Annotated in this window: 17 protein-coding genes; 12 read left to right on the top strand and 5 right to left on the bottom strand. The window is 63.6% G+C overall.

Annotated elements, in window-relative coordinates; genetic code table 11:
- Positions 1-38 precede the first annotated feature (38 nt).
- On the bottom strand, positions 39-2,999 hold the full coding sequence (locus CAL13_RS20160; protein WP_157664904.1) for a glycosyltransferase: 2,961 nt from the start codon (positions 2,997-2,999) through the stop codon (positions 39-41).
- A gap of 236 nt (positions 3,000-3,235) precedes the next feature.
- Between CAL13_RS20160 and CAL13_RS20155 the strand changes: the two genes are divergently transcribed.
- The 3 genes from CAL13_RS20155 (at position 3,236) to CAL13_RS20145 (ending at position 6,531) form a co-directional block, all read left to right on the top strand.
- Positions 3,236-4,168: an NAD-dependent epimerase/dehydratase family protein gene (locus CAL13_RS20155; RefSeq protein ID WP_086073352.1), complete on the top strand. Its 933-nt coding sequence runs from the start codon at positions 3,236-3,238 to the stop codon at positions 4,166-4,168.
- Positions 4,169-4,286: 118 nt separating this feature from the next.
- Positions 4,287-5,192, top strand: coding sequence for a lipopolysaccharide heptosyltransferase I (gene waaC / locus CAL13_RS20150; protein WP_086073351.1), 906 nt, complete (start codon positions 4,287-4,289; stop codon positions 5,190-5,192).
- Positions 5,193-5,223: 31 nt separating this feature from the next.
- The gene (locus CAL13_RS20145) at positions 5,224-6,531 is read left to right on the top strand and encodes a 3-deoxy-D-manno-octulosonic acid transferase (RefSeq protein WP_086073350.1); all 1,308 of its coding nucleotides are present in this window, start codon (positions 5,224-5,226) and stop codon (positions 6,529-6,531) included.
- Between the two features lie 102 nt (positions 6,532-6,633).
- On the opposite strand, the gene CAL13_RS21390 is transcribed toward CAL13_RS20145, so the two are convergent.
- Genes CAL13_RS21390 through CAL13_RS20130 form a run of 3 tightly spaced genes read right to left on the bottom strand, consistent with a single transcriptional unit; the run spans position 6,634 to position 8,488 of the window.
- On the bottom strand, positions 6,634-6,792 hold the full coding sequence (locus tag CAL13_RS21390) for a hypothetical protein (RefSeq protein WP_086073349.1): 159 nt from the start codon (positions 6,790-6,792) through the stop codon (positions 6,634-6,636).
- A complete protein-coding gene (locus tag CAL13_RS20135) occupies positions 6,792-7,607 on the bottom strand; it encodes a type III pantothenate kinase (RefSeq protein ID WP_086073348.1) in 816 nt (271 codons plus the stop codon). The genes CAL13_RS21390 and CAL13_RS20135 overlap by 1 nt, the downstream gene beginning before the upstream one ends.
- Complete coding sequence (locus CAL13_RS20130) at positions 7,604-8,488, bottom strand: biotin--[acetyl-CoA-carboxylase] ligase (protein WP_086073347.1); 885 nt, start codon at positions 8,486-8,488, stop codon at positions 7,604-7,606. Before CAL13_RS20130 ends, CAL13_RS20135 begins: the two co-directional genes overlap by 4 nt.
- An 18-nt stretch (positions 8,489-8,506) precedes the next feature.
- Between CAL13_RS20130 and CAL13_RS21620 the strand changes: the two genes are divergently transcribed.
- From CAL13_RS21620 to CAL13_RS20105, 6 genes are all read left to right on the top strand, one after another.
- Positions 8,507-8,635, top strand: a complete 129-nt coding sequence (locus tag CAL13_RS21620; RefSeq protein WP_269768184.1) for a hypothetical protein — start codon at positions 8,507-8,509, stop codon at positions 8,633-8,635.
- Positions 8,636-8,754: 119 nt separating this feature from the next.
- Positions 8,755-9,891, top strand: coding sequence for an MlaE family ABC transporter permease (locus CAL13_RS20125; RefSeq protein ID WP_086058968.1), 1,137 nt, complete (start codon positions 8,755-8,757; stop codon positions 9,889-9,891).
- On the top strand, positions 9,888-10,733 hold the full coding sequence (locus CAL13_RS20120; protein ID WP_086058967.1) for an ABC transporter ATP-binding protein: 846 nt from the start codon (positions 9,888-9,890) through the stop codon (positions 10,731-10,733). Before CAL13_RS20125 ends, CAL13_RS20120 begins: the two co-directional genes overlap by 4 nt.
- Positions 10,720-11,673, top strand: coding sequence for an MlaD family protein (locus tag CAL13_RS20115; RefSeq protein WP_086073346.1), 954 nt, complete (start codon positions 10,720-10,722; stop codon positions 11,671-11,673). Before CAL13_RS20120 ends, CAL13_RS20115 begins: the two co-directional genes overlap by 14 nt.
- Positions 11,670-12,314, top strand: a complete 645-nt coding sequence (locus tag CAL13_RS20110; RefSeq protein WP_086058965.1) for an ABC-type transport auxiliary lipoprotein family protein — start codon at positions 11,670-11,672, stop codon at positions 12,312-12,314. The genes CAL13_RS20115 and CAL13_RS20110 overlap by 4 nt, the downstream gene beginning before the upstream one ends.
- 12 nt (positions 12,315-12,326) lie before the next feature.
- Positions 12,327-12,977, top strand: coding sequence for an alpha/beta hydrolase (locus tag CAL13_RS20105; RefSeq protein ID WP_086073345.1), 651 nt, complete (start codon positions 12,327-12,329; stop codon positions 12,975-12,977).
- A gap of 188 nt (positions 12,978-13,165) precedes the next feature.
- On the opposite strand, the gene CAL13_RS20100 is transcribed toward CAL13_RS20105, so the two are convergent.
- Complete coding sequence (locus CAL13_RS20100) at positions 13,166-14,656, bottom strand: putative bifunctional diguanylate cyclase/phosphodiesterase (RefSeq protein ID WP_198297870.1); 1,491 nt, start codon at positions 14,654-14,656, stop codon at positions 13,166-13,168.
- A gap of 372 nt (positions 14,657-15,028) precedes the next feature.
- Between CAL13_RS20100 and CAL13_RS20095 the strand changes: the two genes are divergently transcribed.
- The 3 genes from CAL13_RS20095 to CAL13_RS20085 all read left to right on the top strand — a co-directional run bounded on the left by CAL13_RS20095 (position 15,029) and on the right by CAL13_RS20085 (position 17,664).
- Complete coding sequence (locus CAL13_RS20095) at positions 15,029-16,369, top strand: D-alanyl-D-alanine carboxypeptidase family protein (RefSeq protein ID WP_086058962.1); 1,341 nt, start codon at positions 15,029-15,031, stop codon at positions 16,367-16,369.
- Positions 16,370-16,469: 100 nt separating this feature from the next.
- Positions 16,470-17,363: a D-amino acid aminotransferase gene (locus CAL13_RS20090; RefSeq protein WP_086073343.1), complete on the top strand. Its 894-nt coding sequence runs from the start codon at positions 16,470-16,472 to the stop codon at positions 17,361-17,363.
- Between the two features lie 25 nt (positions 17,364-17,388).
- Positions 17,389-17,664, top strand: coding sequence for a YbeD family protein (locus CAL13_RS20085; protein WP_086058961.1), 276 nt, complete (start codon positions 17,389-17,391; stop codon positions 17,662-17,664).
- The last annotated feature ends 1 nt before the right edge of the window (position 17,665 follow it).

Genomic DNA, 17,665 nt, shown 5'->3' with positions numbered 1-17,665 from the left:
AATGGTGCGCGCTGCTCGCGGCTCGGTAGGGATCCGCTTCAACGCGGAACGACTTTTCTCGCCATTTTCCAGAAAAGTAGTCCGACTTTCCGTAGTGCCGCGAACATGACTGGGTTTCGGGCGATCCTGTCGCTAAGTGACCGAATCGCCCGAACTGAACGACGCTGCATATGCGCATTCAGTTGTGCGTTGTGAGCCTGCAATGCTTCCAGTTGCTTTTGCATCTCACCCAGCCTATGCCGGACCACTGCGTAATGCCGCATGGAGGACTGCAATCGGAAGTTCTCGTATCGCGGCAGACCCGCCATGTTTCGTGCAATACGTTGCATTGCCGGCCAAACGTTATAGGTCCGAAGCATCGAATTGGGCCGAACGCGATAAAGGCAGCCTGTCTTCGGGATGATCTGGAGCTTGTACCCCATTGATGTTAAGCGCAGGTACAAGGCGTAATCTTCCCACATTGAGCGGTCTGTGCCGTCCCAGCCCCCGCAGGCGAGCAGGGCGGAGCGTCGATATCCTGAGTTCGCGTGGCCTAAGTGATTGTCTACCTGGGCGGCAATGACACCGTCGCCCAGTGGCCGGTACACATAGCCATCCGGTTTCATCGCATGATAGTCTGTACCATCGGTGAAGGCCGATAGGTATGGGATGGCAGCCGCTGCATCGGGATTAGCATCGAGGCTATAAACAATGTCACGGACAAAGTCGTTCAGCGGAATGTCGTCGGCGTCGACGTTCACGATATAGTCTGCGGAAGTGGCGTGCATACCCGTATTCCGAGTTGCTGCCAAGCCGCGATTTACCTCATGGCGCAGTATTCGGTAGGGCAGACGCATGCGTTCGCCCACAAATGCCTGCAGTGCGCCAAAGTAGTCTTCCGTCGAGCAGTCGTCGATGAAGATGACTTCTTGGACAGGATATGTCTGATTGTTTAGCGCGTAGATGAGCTCGCCGATGTGCGGAAACGGCATGTTGTAGACCGGTACGATCACCGCGACGCTAGATCGATGTGGTATCCGGGTAGTCGGCTCCAGGGCAGGGCACGACACGTTGAAGTTATGGACTTCTTTATTGATCGCCAGCTGCTCTGCAGCGAAAGCGGATAGCGTCTTCCGCGCTAGTGCCTGCAAATCCGCGGCATTCTGATCCAGTAATGTCTTAACCGTTTCTCTTAAACTGACGAGATCGGCCTTAGCCAGAAGGTGTGGCCGTACTGCAGGCGGGTACATCTCGCCAACGCCGCCGGCATCAACCATCACCGGCAGGACGCCGGAGAAAACAGCGTCAAGCAATGCATAGGGGTGGTTATCTGCCAGATACGGCATGACGCAGATGGCCCGATCTGCCAAGGCGGCCAACAACGCCATGGCCGCATCACGACCGACGTTGGTGTGTTCCTCTACATTGCACAAGCCTTTAATGTTTGCCAGGTTAACGTCATCCTGCGGCGTCACCGGGCCCCGCGGTCCTATGATGACGATGTTACGGAGCCCGGGCGTATAGAACTCGTTGTCTTCGCCTGGGTAGATCAATTGGCAAACCATGTCCAGGAACATTCCGTACCCTTTCATGTTTGTGCGCTTGCCATAAAAAACGAGCGTGTCAACGTCGCGCGTCAATCCCCCTAGTTTTTTGACCTCGCTGTAGGGGTAGCGCATCAGGATCTGTTGACCCCGAGGGTGAATTCCCGACTGCTCGTGAAGGTTCTGTAGGAACCGGGTCGGATAAATCACTTTGTCGGCGAGTTCAATGCCAATCTTCTCTTTTTCGGCCACGCCGAAATGCTCGGCGCCGTACCAACTGCAATGGCCGTTCTCAAGATAATGCGTTGTGCCATGGCAATGCGCAATCAAGGCAACGCTATCGGGAAGTAGGCCGCTCCGCTTCGCCTGCGCAATGCGGAAGCCCACGCCTTGATAGTCGGCGTATTCTATGCGTTGTAACTGCGGAAAATAAAAAAGTATTTGCCGGACAGCAGCTAACAAACGATCTTCTACCGGTAAATGACGCAAGTGATCGTCATTAAAAAACTGCTCAGGACCCAATAGCCGTAATTCGCTTTTGAGGGCGCTATCCGGAGGCGCCGCCGCTTCGTCGAACAAGCACAAAGTACGGTCAAAACCGTAGGCCACCCGTTGCTCTTGGACGAAGCTACCGATGCCGCCAGTACGATGGTATCCGGCGTACTCCATCGTCACAAGCAGCGTAGTGGGCAACAGATCCGCGTGAATCAGCCCTTGCTGCTTTAGAAAGGCCAAGTAATGATCGGGCGGACACGACACTACGACTAAAATGGTCGTCGGCTCCGTGAAAAATTGGTTCGCGCGAGTGAGCCCAGCCTGTTCTACTTTGAAGCCGCTACTTCGAAAGAGATGCACCAGCTCCTCTACCGTCCATTCGCGCAAATGCGCCTCGTTGGCGGGGCGCTGGTGCGGATCTTCGTATTCAAGCAGTGACCGGTCAGGAGTCGAAACCACAAAACGGCTTTCCGGACATGCAAGTAGCGCATTTCGAACAGACGCAAGCAACGGCCGTGGGTCGCTAAGATGTTCGATGACGTCCGAAAGCACGTAGATGGCCGGCTGGTCTGGCGTGCTGATCTCCGCAATCCTGGCCAAGTCATCATATGATGAGAGGTCGCACTCGAGCCATCGCCGGTCCGGAAACTGCTTGCGGCAGAGGTCGAGCGATCCATGAAAATCGATACCGATCGTCTCAAACTCGGCCGGCTCGAAATAGTGGACCAGTTTTTCGCCGTTCCCGCACCCAATATCGACAATCCGTTTAATACCGCCCGCCTTGGCCAGTGATTTCGCTTGCCACAGCACGTCGGGTTGCCAAACCGCACGGTTTTTCGGAATATCCTCGAAAATCGTGTTGATGATGCGAGACCCGCCACGGGAGCCGAAGTTTTCTTCGAGGCTGGTGATTTTGATATCCGGAGCTTGCGGTGCCCCTTGCCACAAAACCATGGGTTTATGTTCAAAATCGAAGCGCACTTGTTGACTACCTGTATTGATGACCAGTTTCTACGCGCTGGTCAGGACGATGGAGGCGCCATGCCTTGAGACGAACCGCGATTGTACTCGGGCGGGGTCGGCGAGCGACGTAGCCGTATGCTACGATTTCCGGTTGCGCACGCGTCAGGTGCGCGATTATCCAGCAAACTTGCTCCTCGGCGGCGTTGAGCATCAAAAGTCCGGCGAATGTCGGTCTTAGGGCAATTACGAAGTTCATGAAGACCTTTCTGGTGACTGGCGGCGCCGGTTTTATCGGCTCGCACCTTGTAGATGCTTTGCTCTCGGCCGGCCATGCGGTCCGGGTTCTGGACGACCTGTCCACGGGGTCAGTGCAGAATCTCGCTCCTGCTGCAGAGTTCATAGAGGGCAATATTGGAGACTTGGCGGTTTTGGCGAAAGCCATGGCCGGCTGCGATGGTGTGTTCCACATGGCGGCGATTGCTTCTGTGGACAAAGCGAACAAGGATTGGTTGGGCACGCACCATACGAATTTGAGCGGGACTATTGCGGTTCTCGACCAGGCGCGGCGCCTGGATCGGCTGCCCGTAGTGTTGGCCTCTTCCGCGGCGGTGTATGGCGATGGAGGCAGTAATCCAATCACTGAAGACTTCCCCACACGCCCTATTTCCGCCTATGGCGCCGACAAGCTTGGTTGCGAGCTCCATGCCCGCGTGGGAACATCAGTCCATGGCGTCCCCGCAATCGCGTTCCGATTTTTTAATGTGTATGGCCCTCGACAGGATCCGAGCTCACCCTACTCAGGCGTGATCAGCATCTTTGCATCGCGCATCGCAGCGGGCCAGACGATAGTTCTTCATGGCGATGGCGAGCAAATCCGCGATTTCATCTATGTCGCTGATGTAGTCAGCCACCTTATCGCGGGCATGGAGTCCCTTCACCGTGAAGGCGTTCAAGCTGCGGGAGTATTCAACGTTTGTACCGGGCGTTCGACAACCATCAAATCGCTGGCTTGCCTCTTGGGCGAAGTGTTCGGTAAGGAAGTAAAGCATGAAATGGGGCCTGCGCGCGCGGGGGATATCAAGGTCTCTCTCGGTAGCCGGGCCAAGGTGGCCAGCCGCTTCGCATTGCCTGAGCCAGTGCCATTGCCGGAGGGGCTTAAGGCGCTGGCTGCATGGATGTGCTATTGAATTGTTGCGTCCATGGGCCTACTTTTACCGCTTAGAATAGGTCCGCTTCAACCTTCTCGCGGCTCTCCCTTTGAAGATCTTAATAGTTCGAACTTCATCGCTCGGCGATCTAGTCCACATGCTGCCGGCCATGACGGACATCGCGCGAAATGTTGCGGATGCCCGAATAGATTGGGTGGCCGAAGAAACGTTTGCGGAGATTCCGTCTTGGCATCCCGCGGTGAAGAGCGTTGTTAAAGTAGCGCACCGTCGCTGGCGTAAGTCATGGTGGTCTCCGCAGGTCCGGGCAGAGCGTCGCGCGTTGCGTGAACGCCTGCAGGACAAGCAATACGACGTCGTGTTGGACATGCAGGCATTGCTCAAATCGGCGTGGCTTGTCCGGCAGGCGCGTGGCGTGCGGCATGGCTTGGACTGGAAGTCCGCACGAGAGCCGCTCGCTTCCCTGTTCTACGATGTTCGACACAGAGTCGAGTTTTGGCAACCTGCAGTTGTTCGCCAGCGTATGCTGGCTGGGTTGACGTTCGGGTATACGCCCCAGGGAAAGCCAGACTTTGGCTTACAAGGTTTTTCCGGACAGAGCAACGGGCGTGATGGTGATTACGCGGTGATCATGCCGAGTGCGAGCAGACCTGACAAGTTATGGCCTGATGAGGATTGGCGCGCGGTTTTCTATCGCTTGCGTGAGGCTGGATGCAAGTTGCGGTTGCTTGCTGGCAACGATGAAGAGGCGCGACGAGCCAGACACTTGATTCAGGGATTCGAAGACGCTGAGGTGGTTCCGCGCATGAACCTTACCTCTATCGCGAGCGTTCTGTCCCGTGCCAGGGTAATGGTGGGGCTGGATAGCGGCTTGACACATTTGTCCGCTGCGCTGGGTCGTCCGACCATCGGAATCTATCGCGCCTCGACGCCGGTCCGGACGCCGCTGGTAGGTGATTCGTTTACGGCGAGTTTAGGCGACCGGGGAGCACCACCCACACGGGAAGCGGTCTTGGCAGCCGTGGATCAGGCCTTGGCGCCCTGATTCATCATGTGAGGGGCTATCTCGGCAACCCATGACCAGAGCCTTTTATACCCTCTGCCTCCGTATTTTCGCGCCATTGATTTGGTTATGGATGCGGCTGCGCGCAGGCAGAGCTAGCCGCGAATGGGATATCTTTGGACCGGCACGTTTCGGGCGTTACGCCCAGGTAAATGCCAGCGTTGACCTCAAAGGTCGTATATGGATTCATGCAGTAAGCCTCGGTGAGACCCGCGCGGCGCAACCCCTTATTCGAATGTTATTGGGTCGAGGACTGCCGCTCCTTCTGACACACACGACGCCCACAGGACGTGCGGAAGGGCAGCGCTTGTTCGCTGAAGCGGTCGCCAGCGGCCAGTTGTGTCAGGCATGGTTGCCCTACGACTTCCCCGGTTCGGTACGGCGATTCCTTCAACACTTCACGCCTCGCTGCGGCATCCTCATCGAGCGAGAGGTATGGCCGAACCTAATCCACGAGGCGGTTCGCCAAGGCGTGTCCATGGTGTTGGTCAGCGCACGTTTGTCCGAGAAGTCTCTGAAGGGCTCACGATGGGCGCGCCGTGCCTTGCGGCGGGCGTATGCAGCGCTCGACCTTGTTTTGGCTCAAACGCAAGCCGATGCAGATCGGCTGCGCCAGATTGGCGCCTTCGGTCCTCATGTCGTCGGAAATTTGAAGTTTGACGTTGAGCTTTCGGAAACGCAGCTTGTAGCGGGCCGCGATTGGAGGCGGACGTTGGGTCGCCCTGCTATTGCAATCGCCAGCACCCGAGATGGTGAAGAAGATCTTTTCGCTGACGCGATACAGAGCGCCATCAGCCAGGAGCAAGTATCTGGCACGCTACATATGATCATCCCGCGACATCCGCAGCGTTTTGCAGAGGTCGCGGCCATTCTTCAGCGCCATGAGTTCACTTTCGTCCGGCGATCAGCAGGTGTAGAAATACCGGGGCCTCAGGTCCAGATACTGTTGGGCGACACACTGGGAGAGATGGCGTTCTACTACGCCGCCGCTGATATCGCGATCATCGGCGGTGGGTTTGCACCTTTCGGCGGGCAAAATCTGATTGAAGCCTGTGCCGCGGGGACTCCCGTGATCCTCGGGCCGCATATGCACAACTTTGCTCAAGCCGCCGAGGACGCGATCGCTGCGGGCGCCGCGGTGCAGGTGGCGGACGCCGCGGAGGCTTTGCGTATGGCGCACGCGCTGTTGGCCGACGAAGAACGCCGGGAAGCGATGCGCAGGGCAGCACTCGAATGGACTGCCGCTCATGCGGGCGCGACAGAGCGGATAGTGCGGGCTTTAAGGCCTTGGCTGGGTATGGAGAATCTTCCGCGTCCGTAGAAGTCCGACGATGCAAGCGCGTGCGAAGCATCGAGGCCGGACATTGGCTGCTGATTTGCGCGACGCGTCCGATGTACTAGCGGCGCGCGCTATCGCCTTACTTCAAGATCCCCGCCCGACCGCCACCTTATCCGCATTCAACTGCTGCTGCATCTTCATCGTATCCCGCCCCTCGTCCTCTGGCGGCGTTCCCAGCCAGCCCTGGCCGATGCCATAGACGACGATATTCGCGAGCACGATCAGGATGAACAGAATGCGCATTACGGCAAGCCCAGGTGCATGGCGCCGGCCACATAGGCCAGGCCTTTCAACACGGGATTTTCGATCACCGTGATGGTGGGCGGCAAGTGGCCCATGGCAGACGCAGCATCGTTCAGCAAGCGCCGTGTTTCGCCTTCCACCTCCGGCCATCCGCCGCCCGCGGCGTAGATTTGCGGCGCGGCGCCGTAGCGCTTCCATCCCGCCAACCACTGACGCACCACCGCGCCGGCCTGCGCGGCCGCGACGCCGGACGAAATAGCCTGGTGCGTGTCGGTGGGAAAGTCCTGCAGGGTGCCTTGCGCCAGGGGCAGGTTGGCAGTGCCGGTCGCCAGCGATTGCCGCATCAAGGCCGGTCCGGGCAGGATCAAACCGCCTTCGAAGACGCCGTCGCTGCCAACCGTGTCCAGCGTGGTGGCGGTGCCGAAGCTGGCCAGCAGGAAGGGCGGGCGGGATGCCTCGTCCAATCCGGCCAGGACGCCGAGCATCGACATCCAGCGGTCCGCGCCCAGTTGTTCAGGTCGTGTGTAGCGCGAGGTCAGGCCGTATGCCTCGGCCTGGGGGACCATCCATTGGACAGGACAGCCATGCGCGGCCAAGGCGGCTTCGATGGCGGCCGCGCGCGCGGGGCCCGCGACATTGGTGCCCAGGGCGGCGGCGGGCTTGATGGGCAAGGCCGCCAGCCAGGCGGTCAAACGCTGGATGTCGCTGTTGTCGAAGGCCTGCGCGACGACGCCGCGGCCGTCCTGGCCGGCGCGGTCGATGACGCCGATCTTGAGCCGGGTGTTGCCGGAGTCGATCAGGATGAGGACGCTCATGCCGTCCGCACCGAGATTTCGCCGACGGAAATGGGCACGTCACCGGCATCGGTCTGCACGACCAGCCGTCCTTGCGCGTCCGTGCCGCGGCCGACGCCGTGATGAAGCACCTGGCCCCGATCGATCACGTTAAGGTTGCGGCCGGCCAGGGCGTCCAGCCGGGCGAAGCGATCGACGAAGGCTTCGAATCCTTGAGCCTCCACTTGCGTCACCGCGGCCCGCCAGGCCAGCGCGACGTCATGGGCCACGTCGCTCAGGGCCGCCGTGGATCCGGTCATGCGCCAGTCGGCGATGTCGCGTTCCAGTTCGCGCGACAATCGCTCGCCATCCAGCAGATTCATGCCCATGCCGATCACGACGGTGTGGCTGGCGCCGCGCGCGCCGGGATTTCGCACGGTTTCGACGAGGACGCCGGCGAGCTTGGCGTCGCCCCATTGAACGTCGTTCGGCCATTTGACGCGCAAACGTTCCGCGGCTGCCGGGCCGGCGATGGCACGCAAGGCCTCGCAGGCAGCGAGGCCGGCGACAGGAGAGAGGACCGGCAGGCTGGCGGCGGGCAGGGTGGTGTCGAAGGCGCAGGAAAACATCAATGCGGCGCCGGGGCGGTTCTGCCAGCTGCGGCCGGCCCTGCCGCGGCCGGTCTGCTGCAGATGCGCGCCAAGAAGCCACGGTTTGGGTGCGGCGCCGAGGTCCGCGCCGGCATCCGCAGCGGGTCCGCCGGCTACCGTCCCACGCGCCCTGGCCAGCAGATCGGCATTCGTCGATCCGGTCTGTCCGACCCAATCGACGCGTCCGAAGGGCTGTGGCGATGCGTCAATCAGCCGGGCCCGCAGGGCGGCGGCCATGGAATCGGGCGAGGGCAGGTCGGGCAGGTCGGGCATGCTGAAGAGACAACGCAAATGGCAGATCGATGCGCGGCGCCGTCGCGCTGTTCACGCATCGGCGCACATGTGCAGGCGTCAGGCGGCGCGAACCAGATGGACGACGAACACCCTGGCGCATTGCAGGAAAATCTGAACGGATTGTAGGTCACGGCCGTGTCTCGACAGGGCCGCCATCCCGCCCCCCCGGTCCACCCCGGGGACAGCTATGATTACCGGATTCGCGCCCAGCAGGGCGCGATGCAAGCCGGTCCCGCAATTCGCCTATGGTTCATACCGTTCAGACACCGCCATCCGCCGCCGCGCCGCCATTCCGGCTGGACGGCGGCGTTTGCTATCTGGGCGGGGATTGGAGCGTGCACGCGCTGGCGCGTCCCGGCGAGGTGGACGCGCGCTGCCGCGCCCTTGCGCAGGGGACCCCTGCAATGCGTTGGGATCTGACCGGCATTGTGCGCATGGACACGGTGGGCGCGAACCTGATCTGGCATGCGTGGGGCGATGCGCTGCCCGAACGCCTGCGCCTGCCGGCCGGCTTGCAGCGCGTGTTCCAGGCACTGGCGGCGCATCCGCACGATACGGCGGCGCCGCCGCCTCCGCCGCCGGACCGCTGGGGCGCCGTGGTGACGCTGGGCGGTGCGATCATGGAAAGCGCCCGTCACGGGCGCGCCCTGCTCATCATGCTGGGCCAGCTGATGCTGGACCTTGCGGCGATGCTGCGTCATCCGGCGCGCGCGCCCTGGCGCGAGATTTCGGCGCAGATCTATCGCGCCGGCGCCCAGGCGCTGGGAATTACGGCGCTGGTGGGTTTTCTGATCGGCGTGGTGATTTCCTACCTGTCGTCGCAGCAGCTTCAAACCTACGGGGCCGACCGCTTTATCGTGCGCCTGCTGGGCACGTCCATCGTGCGCGAACTGGGGCCGGTGCTGGCTGCCATTCTGGTGGCCGGAAGATCCGGTTCCGCCTTCACCGCGCAGATCGGGGTGATGCGGGTGACGCAGGAGCTGGACGCCATGCTGGTGATGGGAATTTCCCACAGCCAGCGCCTGATTCTGCCGCGCGTGGTGGCGCTGGCGGTGTCGATGCCGTTGCTGGTGGTGTGGACGGACGCGATGGCCCTGATCGGCGGCATGCTGGCGGCGCGCGCGCAGTTGGGCGTGTCGTTCGGCTGGTTTTTGAATACGCTGCCGGACGCGGTAAGTCTTGCCAATTACGTCATCGGCCTGTTCAAGGGCATGGTGTTCGGTGTGGTGATCGCGCTCGTGGCCTGCCATTTCGGCCTGAGCATCGAGCCCAACACCGAGAGCCTGGGCCGCCGCACGACGACGTCCGTGGTGACGTCGATTACGGGGGTGATCCTGGTGGATGCCCTGTTCGCCATTGTGCTCAGCGGGGTGCCGCTATGAAGGACGACGTCAGCCATCAGCGGCATCTGTTCACGGACGACGCGTTGACCGTGGCCCCGATCATTTCGGTGACCGGTCTGAAGACCGCTTTCGGCGACCATGTGGTGCACGAGAACCTGGATCTGACGGTTTACCCAGGCGAGATCCTGTCGCTGGTGGGCGGCTCCGGGTCGGGCAAGACCACGTTGCTGCGGCAGATCATGGGGCTGGAGACGCCGGCCGCGGGCACCGTCCAGGTGCTGGGCATGCGCTTGAACGAGATGAGTCCGTCGGAGTGCGGCCGGCTGGCGCGGCGCTGGGGCGTGCTGTTCCAGGCGGGCGCCTTGTTTTCGGCGCTTTCGGTGTTCGACAACGTGGCCCTGCCGCTGCGCGAGCTGCGCACCATACCGCAGACGCTGGTGGAAGACGTGGTGATGTGCCGGCTGCACATGGTGGGCCTGTCGGCGGACGATGCCTACAAGCGCCCCGCGGATCTGTCGGGCGGCATGGTCAAGCGCGTCGCGCTTGCGCGGGCGCTGTCGCTGGATCCCGAGCTGCTGTTCCTGGACGAGCCCACGGCCGGCCTGGATCCGCAGCGTTCCGACGAGTTCGTGACGCTGGTGCGCAATCTGCATCGGCAGCTGAATTTCACGGTAGTGATGGTGACGCACGATCTGGATACGCTGCTGGCGCTGTCCTCTCGCGTGGCCGTGCTGGCCGACAAGCGCGTGATTGCCTGCGATACCGTGCCGGAGATCCTGAAAGTGGACCACCCCTTTATTCGCACGTTCTTCCTGGGCGAGCGGGGGCGGCGGGCGCTGGGCGATCTGGCGCCGGAGGAGTTGACGTATGGAAAGCCGTAGCCACGCCCTGCTGGCGGGCACGTTTACGCTGTTGCTGCTTGCCGCGGTGGTCATCGTAGGCGTGTTGATCAATCGCGACCGGTCCACGCTGACCCCTTACGAAATCGTCTCCGGCACCGCGGTGAGCGGACTGTCCCAGCAATCCCCTGTCCGCTATCAGGGCGTGCCGGTGGGCAAGGTGCAGTCGCTGAGTTTCGATCCGAGGGTGCCCGGGCTGGTGCGCATCCGCATCGGCGTCGCGCCCGGCACGCCGATCACCGAATCCACTTGGGCCGAGCTGGGTGTTCAGGGCGTGACGGGGCTCGCCAATATCGAGTTGCGCGATGACGGCAGCTCCAGGACGCGGCTGGAGCGCCATGGCGACGCATTGCCGGTGATCCCCATGCGGCCGGGTCTGTTTGAGCGGTTCTCGCAAGGCGGCGGGACGATCGTGAACAACCTGGAGCATATATCCGCGCAATTGGCGAAGCTTTTGGACGACCAGAACATCCAGGCGCTGCAGACGGCCCTGCGCAACGCGTCGGACGCCACGGCGGCGCTGAAAACGTTCAGCGCCAGCCTGCAGCCTGTGGTCGCCAAGGTGGGACCGCTGATCGATACCTTGAACGAAACCTCGCGTCAGGCGCAGGGCGCCGCCCGCGACGTGTCCGCGCTGGCGCAGCAGGCGCGCGCAGCGGTGGCGCATCTGGACGCGCCCGATGGGCCGCTGGCCATGGCCACGCGCAGTCTGCGCGAAATTTCCTTCGCCGCGGCCCGATTGAGCAACGACACGCTGCCTGCGGTGAGCGCCATGGCGAATCAATTGAATTCGACGGCGCGCGGCGTGTCGACGACGGTGCGGCGCGTGGGCGATACGCCGCAATCGATCATTTTCGGCGCGCCGCCGCCGCGGCCCGGTCCGGGCGAAGCGGGATTCGAAGGATTCGGGAGAGGCCAATGAAAACGTTCGGGATGTGCGTCGCGCCGCTGGTGCTGCTGCTGGCCGGTTGCGGCGTGGGCCGTACCGGCGCACAGGCGCAGTTGTTCGATCTGGGGCCGCCGCCCGCCGCGTCCGCGCCGGCCTCGGCGCAAGCGCGCGAGCCGGTGGCGTTGAGCTTTTCCGCGCCGCAGATGCTGACCGACACTGGCGTGATCTGGCGCGTGGGCGATAGCGCAAGTCCGCATTCCTACGCCACGTATCGCTGGGCGGCCTCGCCGCTGCAGCTCGTCCAGCAGCGCGTGGCGGACACCCTGTCCGCGTCAGGCCCGGTGGTGCCGGAATCGGTGGATCCGCGCGCGCCGCTGCTGCAGGTATCGCTGACCCGCTTCGAGCAGGTCTACGCGCCGGACGGCAAGTCCAGCGTTGGTCAGGTGGCGATGCAGGCCGTGCTGGTGCGCGATCGGCAGATCGTGGATTCGATCCGCATCGCGCGCAGCGCGCCCGCTTCGACGCAGGACGCGCAGGGCGGCGTGCTGGCGCTGCGCGCGGCCACCGACGCCGCCGCCACGGAGCTGGGCGCGTGGCTGTCGCGCAGCCTGTCGGCGACGTCGGCATCGGCGCCCGCCACGCGCGGCGGTTTAACATTGCGCTCTTCGCCCTGATCCGTTTTGCCCATGTCCGCTCGTACCGAAATCCTGCAATTCAATGGCCTGGCCGGCCGCATCGACTGCGCGGTGGATTGGCCCGACGGTGCGCCGCGGGGCTGGGCGCTGATCCTGCACCCGCATCCCTTGCACGAAGGCACGCGAGACAACAAGGTCGTCACGACCATGTCGCGTGCGTGCGTACAGCAGGGGCTGGTGGCGTTGCGGCCGGATTTTCGCGGCGTGCGCGCATCCGAGGGCGTTTTCGACAAGGCGGTGGGCGAAACCGCCGATATGCACGAGCTGGTCTCGCAATGGCTGGAAAGCCATCCGGAACTGGCCGCCTTGCCTTGGGTGCTGGGCGGATTTTCCTTCGGCACCGCGGTGGCGGCGCAGCTGGATGCGACGCTGGCGGAAGCCGGCATGGCCCGTCCGGTCGCGCTGATGCTGGCCGGCGCGGCGGTCTGGCGTTTCCAGTTCCGCGAGGTCACGCTGCCGGAAGACACCCTGATCGTGCATGGTGAGCAGGACGAAGTGGTGCCGATGTCCGAGATGCTGGATTGGGTGCGCGATCGGGCCGTGCCGGTCGTCGTCATCCCGGGCGCATCGCACTTCTTCCACGGCAAGCTGGTGCTCTTGAAGCAGCTGGTGCTGACGCGCCTGGCGCGCGCCTTTCCCTGACCGGCCGCGGCGGCTGCGGTTCTCGCCGGTGCCGTGCCGGGACGGCGGCGTGAACAGCGTCGGCCGGCCGCAGGATCGCCATCCCGGGACCGGCCGACATCCCTATACCCCTTGGGGACGCAGAATTTGTACGGCGAATCGTACAAACAAAGCCGGCTCCGCGTATGCCCGGAAAAACCCGGAGCCCCCTATGGGTATGCGGGAAGGCCGTCCAGAGGCGGCACTGCAGTCGCTGCGGGCCGCTGCAGGTCTTCCAGGAAGTATTCGAACGCCGCCGGGGGCATGGGCCGTTTCAGCAGATAGCCCTGCATCTGGTCACAGGCCAGCGAACGCAGGGCGTGCAGCTGCGTCATGGTTTCCACGCCTTCGGCCACCACGTCCATGTTGAGCGTGTGCGCCATGGCGACAATGGCGGCCACGATCGCGCGGCCTTCCTCGCCGTGTGTGTCCAGCCCATGGGTGAAGAAACGGTCGATCTTCAATTGCTGCGCGCGGAATTGCTGCAGGTAGGCCAGGCTGGAATAGCCGGTGCCGAAGTCATCGATCGCGATGCCGAAGCCCTGCGCCCGGAATGCGCGGATGACGCGCGAACTCAGCGCGGCGTCCTGCATCGCGGCCGATTCGGTGATTTCGAACACCAGCCGGTCCGGCGCGATGTCTTCCTCGCGGGCGATGCGCACCATGCTGTCCACGACGTCAGGGTGCGTGAGCTGTTTGGGCGACAGGTTGATGGAGACGGTCAGGGCCGGCAAGCCGCGCGCGTCCCAGCGCCGCATGTGCCGGCACACCGTGCGCATGACCCAGAAGCCGATTTCGATGATCTGGCCGGCGCGCTCGGCGACCGGGATGAATTCGGCAGGGGGCACGGCGCCCAGCTTGGGATGGTGCCAGCGCAACAGCGCCTCGGCGCCGGTCACGCGCCGTCCGCCCTCGGCGAACTGCGGTTGGTAGTCCACGCTCAGCTGCTCGCGCTCCAGCGCTTCGTTCAGGCCCTGCTGCATCATCAACGCGCGGCGGTAGCACTCTCCCATGTGCGGCTCGTAGAAGCGAAAGCCGTTGCGGCCCAGCTCCTTGGCGCCGTACATGGCGATGTCGGCGTGCTTCATCAGCGTTTCGACGTCGTCGCCGTCGTGCGGGTACATGGCAATGCCGATGCTGGCGGTCAGGCGCAGGGTCGTGCCTTGGAACATCAGGTCGTCGCGCATGGCCGCGTTGACGGCCTGAGCCACCCGCGCGGCGCCTTCGCGGCTGTACAGGCCTTCGACCACGACGACGAATTCATCGCCGCCCAGCCGTGCCACGGTGTCCTCGCCGCGCACACAGGCGCGAAGCCGGCGCGCGAAGGCCTGCAGCATGCCGTCGCCGATGCTGTGCCCCAAGGTGTCGTTGATGTGCTTGAAGCCGTCCAGGTCCATCAACAGCACCGCCATCTCGTTGCCTGTGTGGCGGGCGCGGCCGATGGCGGCTTCGGCGGCCTCGACCAGCGCGGCGCGGTTGGGCAGGTCCGTCAGCGTATCGGTGGTCGCAACCCGCAAGAGAGCGGAATTGAGCGCCCGCAGCGACCCGTCCATGGAACGGCGGGAAATGGCGAACCGGCGCGCGAGCACCACGGTGTACGCGCACAGCACCGCGACGGCCAGCGCCAACAGAATCGCCTCGAGAAAATAGGTGCCGCTCATGAGGTTGACCGCAGGGAGAAAAACCGCATGCGGCCGGCAGGGCCGCCCCGGTTGTCGCCGGGCTACGGATCGCATAGTAACAACAATGTATCTACATACATACAAGCCGCGTGCGAGCCGGCCGGCGGTTGGCTGTCCGGGGTTCGCCACGCGTTCTGCGGCGATGAGGTCCTTTTCGCGCAAAAGCGGGGCGGCGCGGGGTATGGAACGCGCCGCCTGGTCTCATAATGTAAGCGGTGATCTCCTACGTTGCATAAAGTTGCATGTTGGGAAGTAACAACAGACCGTTTCCGGCGCGTCGCGGGAGGGCCGCTGCCTATAATTGGCGGCTTCTTGCCGTCTTCTCCTGTTTCTTCCAACCCCGATTTGCCGATGACGAATCCGCGTTTGCCCCGAGTGCTTCCCCTGGTTATTGGCCGGCGCGTGCTGGCCAGTGCATTGATTGCCGCCCTGGCGGCGGGAGGTCCGGCGGCTTGGGCGCAATCGTCCGGCAAGCCGGCGCCCGCCAAGCCGGCCGGCGAGGCCTCTTCTGCCGCGCCGGCGCCTGCCGGCAATCCGGCGCAATCCGCCACCACGCCGTCGGGCGCGTCGCCTTCACAGATCGCGACGACCGACACGGACGGCGTGTCGCAGGTCGTATCGGTTTCGCCGATTCCCGCGCCGACCATCGCCGCGCGCGCCTGGATCTCGGTGGACGTCAACAGCGGGCAGGTGCTGGCCGCCTCGAATCCGGACCAGCAGGTTGAACCGGCGTCGCTCACCAAGATCATGACGGCCTACGTCGTGTTCAATGCGCTGGACGAAAAACGGCTGACGCTGGACCAGCAGGTGCCGGTGTCCGAGCACGCCTGGCGCACGGGCGGCTCGCGCATGTTCATCGAGCCGCGCAAGCCGGTCACGGTGGACGAGCTGCTGCAGGGCGTCATCGTGCAATCGGGCAACGATGCCTCGGTGGCGCTGGCCGAAGCCGTGGGCGGCAGCGAATCTTCCTTCGCATCGATGATGAACCAGGAAGCCGAGCGGCTGGGCATGAAGAGCTCCCACTTCATGAACGCCACGGGCCTGCCGGACCCGCAGCACACGACCACGGTGCGCGACCTGGCAACCATCGCCACCCACCTGATCACCGATCACCCCCAGTATTTCCACTACTACAAGCAGCGCAGCTTCACCTACAACAAAATCAGCCAGCCCAACCGCAACCGGCTGCTGTGGGCCGATCCTTCCGTCGACGGCATGAAGACCGGCCATACCGATTCCGCCGGGTATTGCCTGGTGGCGACGGCCTTGCGCGGCGACCGTCGCGTGCTGACCGTCATGGTGGGCACGGACAGCGAATCGACGCGCGCCGAGGAAAGCCTGAAGCTGCTGAACTGGAGCTTCCAGAACTTCGACACGGTCAAGCTGTTCGACGCCTCGCAGGCGCCGCTGGAGGCCCGCGTGTGGGAAGGCAAGGCGGAATCCGTCAAGCTGGGGCCGCCCGCGCCGATCTGGGTGGCCGTGCCGCGCGGCAAGGCGGGCGACATCAAGCCCGTGGCCGAACGCACGGATCCGCTGGTCGCGCCGCTGGAAAAAGGCCAGCGCGTCGGCATGCTGCGCCTGACCGTGGACGGCAAGACCCTGCAGACCGCGCCGCTGGTGGTGCGCGAGCCGGTCGAACGCGCCGGCTTCTTCGGGCGGCTCTTCGATATGATCAAGCGCCGCCTGCAATAGACGGCGGCGGTGTAAGCTGGCGGCCACCGGCGGATGGCCGCGCCGCAGGGCGGACCGGGTGTCCGCCCTTGTTTTTATGTGGTTATTCAAGGAGCGCAACATGATTCCGGGCGTGCCGGGCGACAGCCAGGCGTATCTGAACGGCGAGTTCCTGCGGCTGCAGGATGCGAAGATTTCGGTGCTGGACCGGGGCTTCATCTTCGGCGACGGCGTGTACGAGGTGGTACCGGTCTACGAGGGCCGCCCGTTCCGCATGCCGGAGCACCTGGCCCGCCTGCGCCGCAGCCTGGGGGCCATCCGTATCCCGGCGCCGATGAGCGACGAAGCCTGGCAGGAAGTGGTGCAGGGCCTGATCGAACGCTCGCTCACGCCTTCCTGCCTGATCTACCTGCAGGTCACGCGCGGCGTTGCCAAGCGGGACCATGGCTTTCCCGGGGAGGACATCGCGCCTACCGTCTTCGGCATGACCTCTCCCTTCGTGCGTCCCGACCGGACGCTGCGCGAAAAAGGCGTGACCCTGATTTCCATCCCCGATGAGCGTTGGCTCCATTGCGACATCAAATCGGTCTCGCTGCTGGGCAACGTGCTGGCCAAGCAGCGCGCGGTCGATGCGGGCGCGGACGAGGTGGTGCAATTCCGCGACGGCATGTTGACCGAGGGCGCGACATGCAACATATGGGTTGCCGCGGGCGGCAGGCTGCTGGCCCCGCCGAAGAATCACCTGGTGCTCGAAGGTATCCGCTACGGCCTGATGGCCGAGCTGGCGGAAGAGGCCGGTATCCCGTTCGAAATGCGCCCCGTCACGCGCGCCGAGGTCGAAACCGCGGACGAGCTGATGATTTCCTCGGCCACGCGCGAAGTGCTGCCCGTCAGCATGCTCGACGGCAAGCCGATCGGCGGGGGCACGCCCGGCCCGGTGTATTCGCGCCTGCGCGAGGGGTATGATCGGCGTATCGCGGCCCTGCTTGGAAAGGGCGCCGGCGCCCCCATCTAGGGCTTATCGAGAGGCCCTGAACGTCATGAACCACATCCCGCCCGAGCAATCCCTGATCGAATATCCCTCCGACTTTCCCATCAAGGTGATGGGGAAACGGCATCCGGACTTCGCCCAGGTCCTGACCGAAGTCGTGCTGCAGTTCGATCCGGGCTTCGATCCCGCCACGGTCGAAATGCGGCCAAGCAAAGGCGGCAACTACATCGGCCTGACCTTCACGGTGCGCGCCACATCGCGCGAACAGCTGGACAACCTGTACCGGGCCCTGCACGGCCATCCCATGGTATCCGTGGTTCTGTAGC

This window comes from Bordetella genomosp. 9 (assembly GCF_002119725.1).
In the GTDB taxonomy this organism is placed as follows: Bacteria; Pseudomonadota; Gammaproteobacteria; order Burkholderiales; family Burkholderiaceae_B; genus Bordetella_C.
Note: the sequence above shows the minus strand (reverse complement) of the source record. Positions and strands in the feature narration are given on the sequence as shown.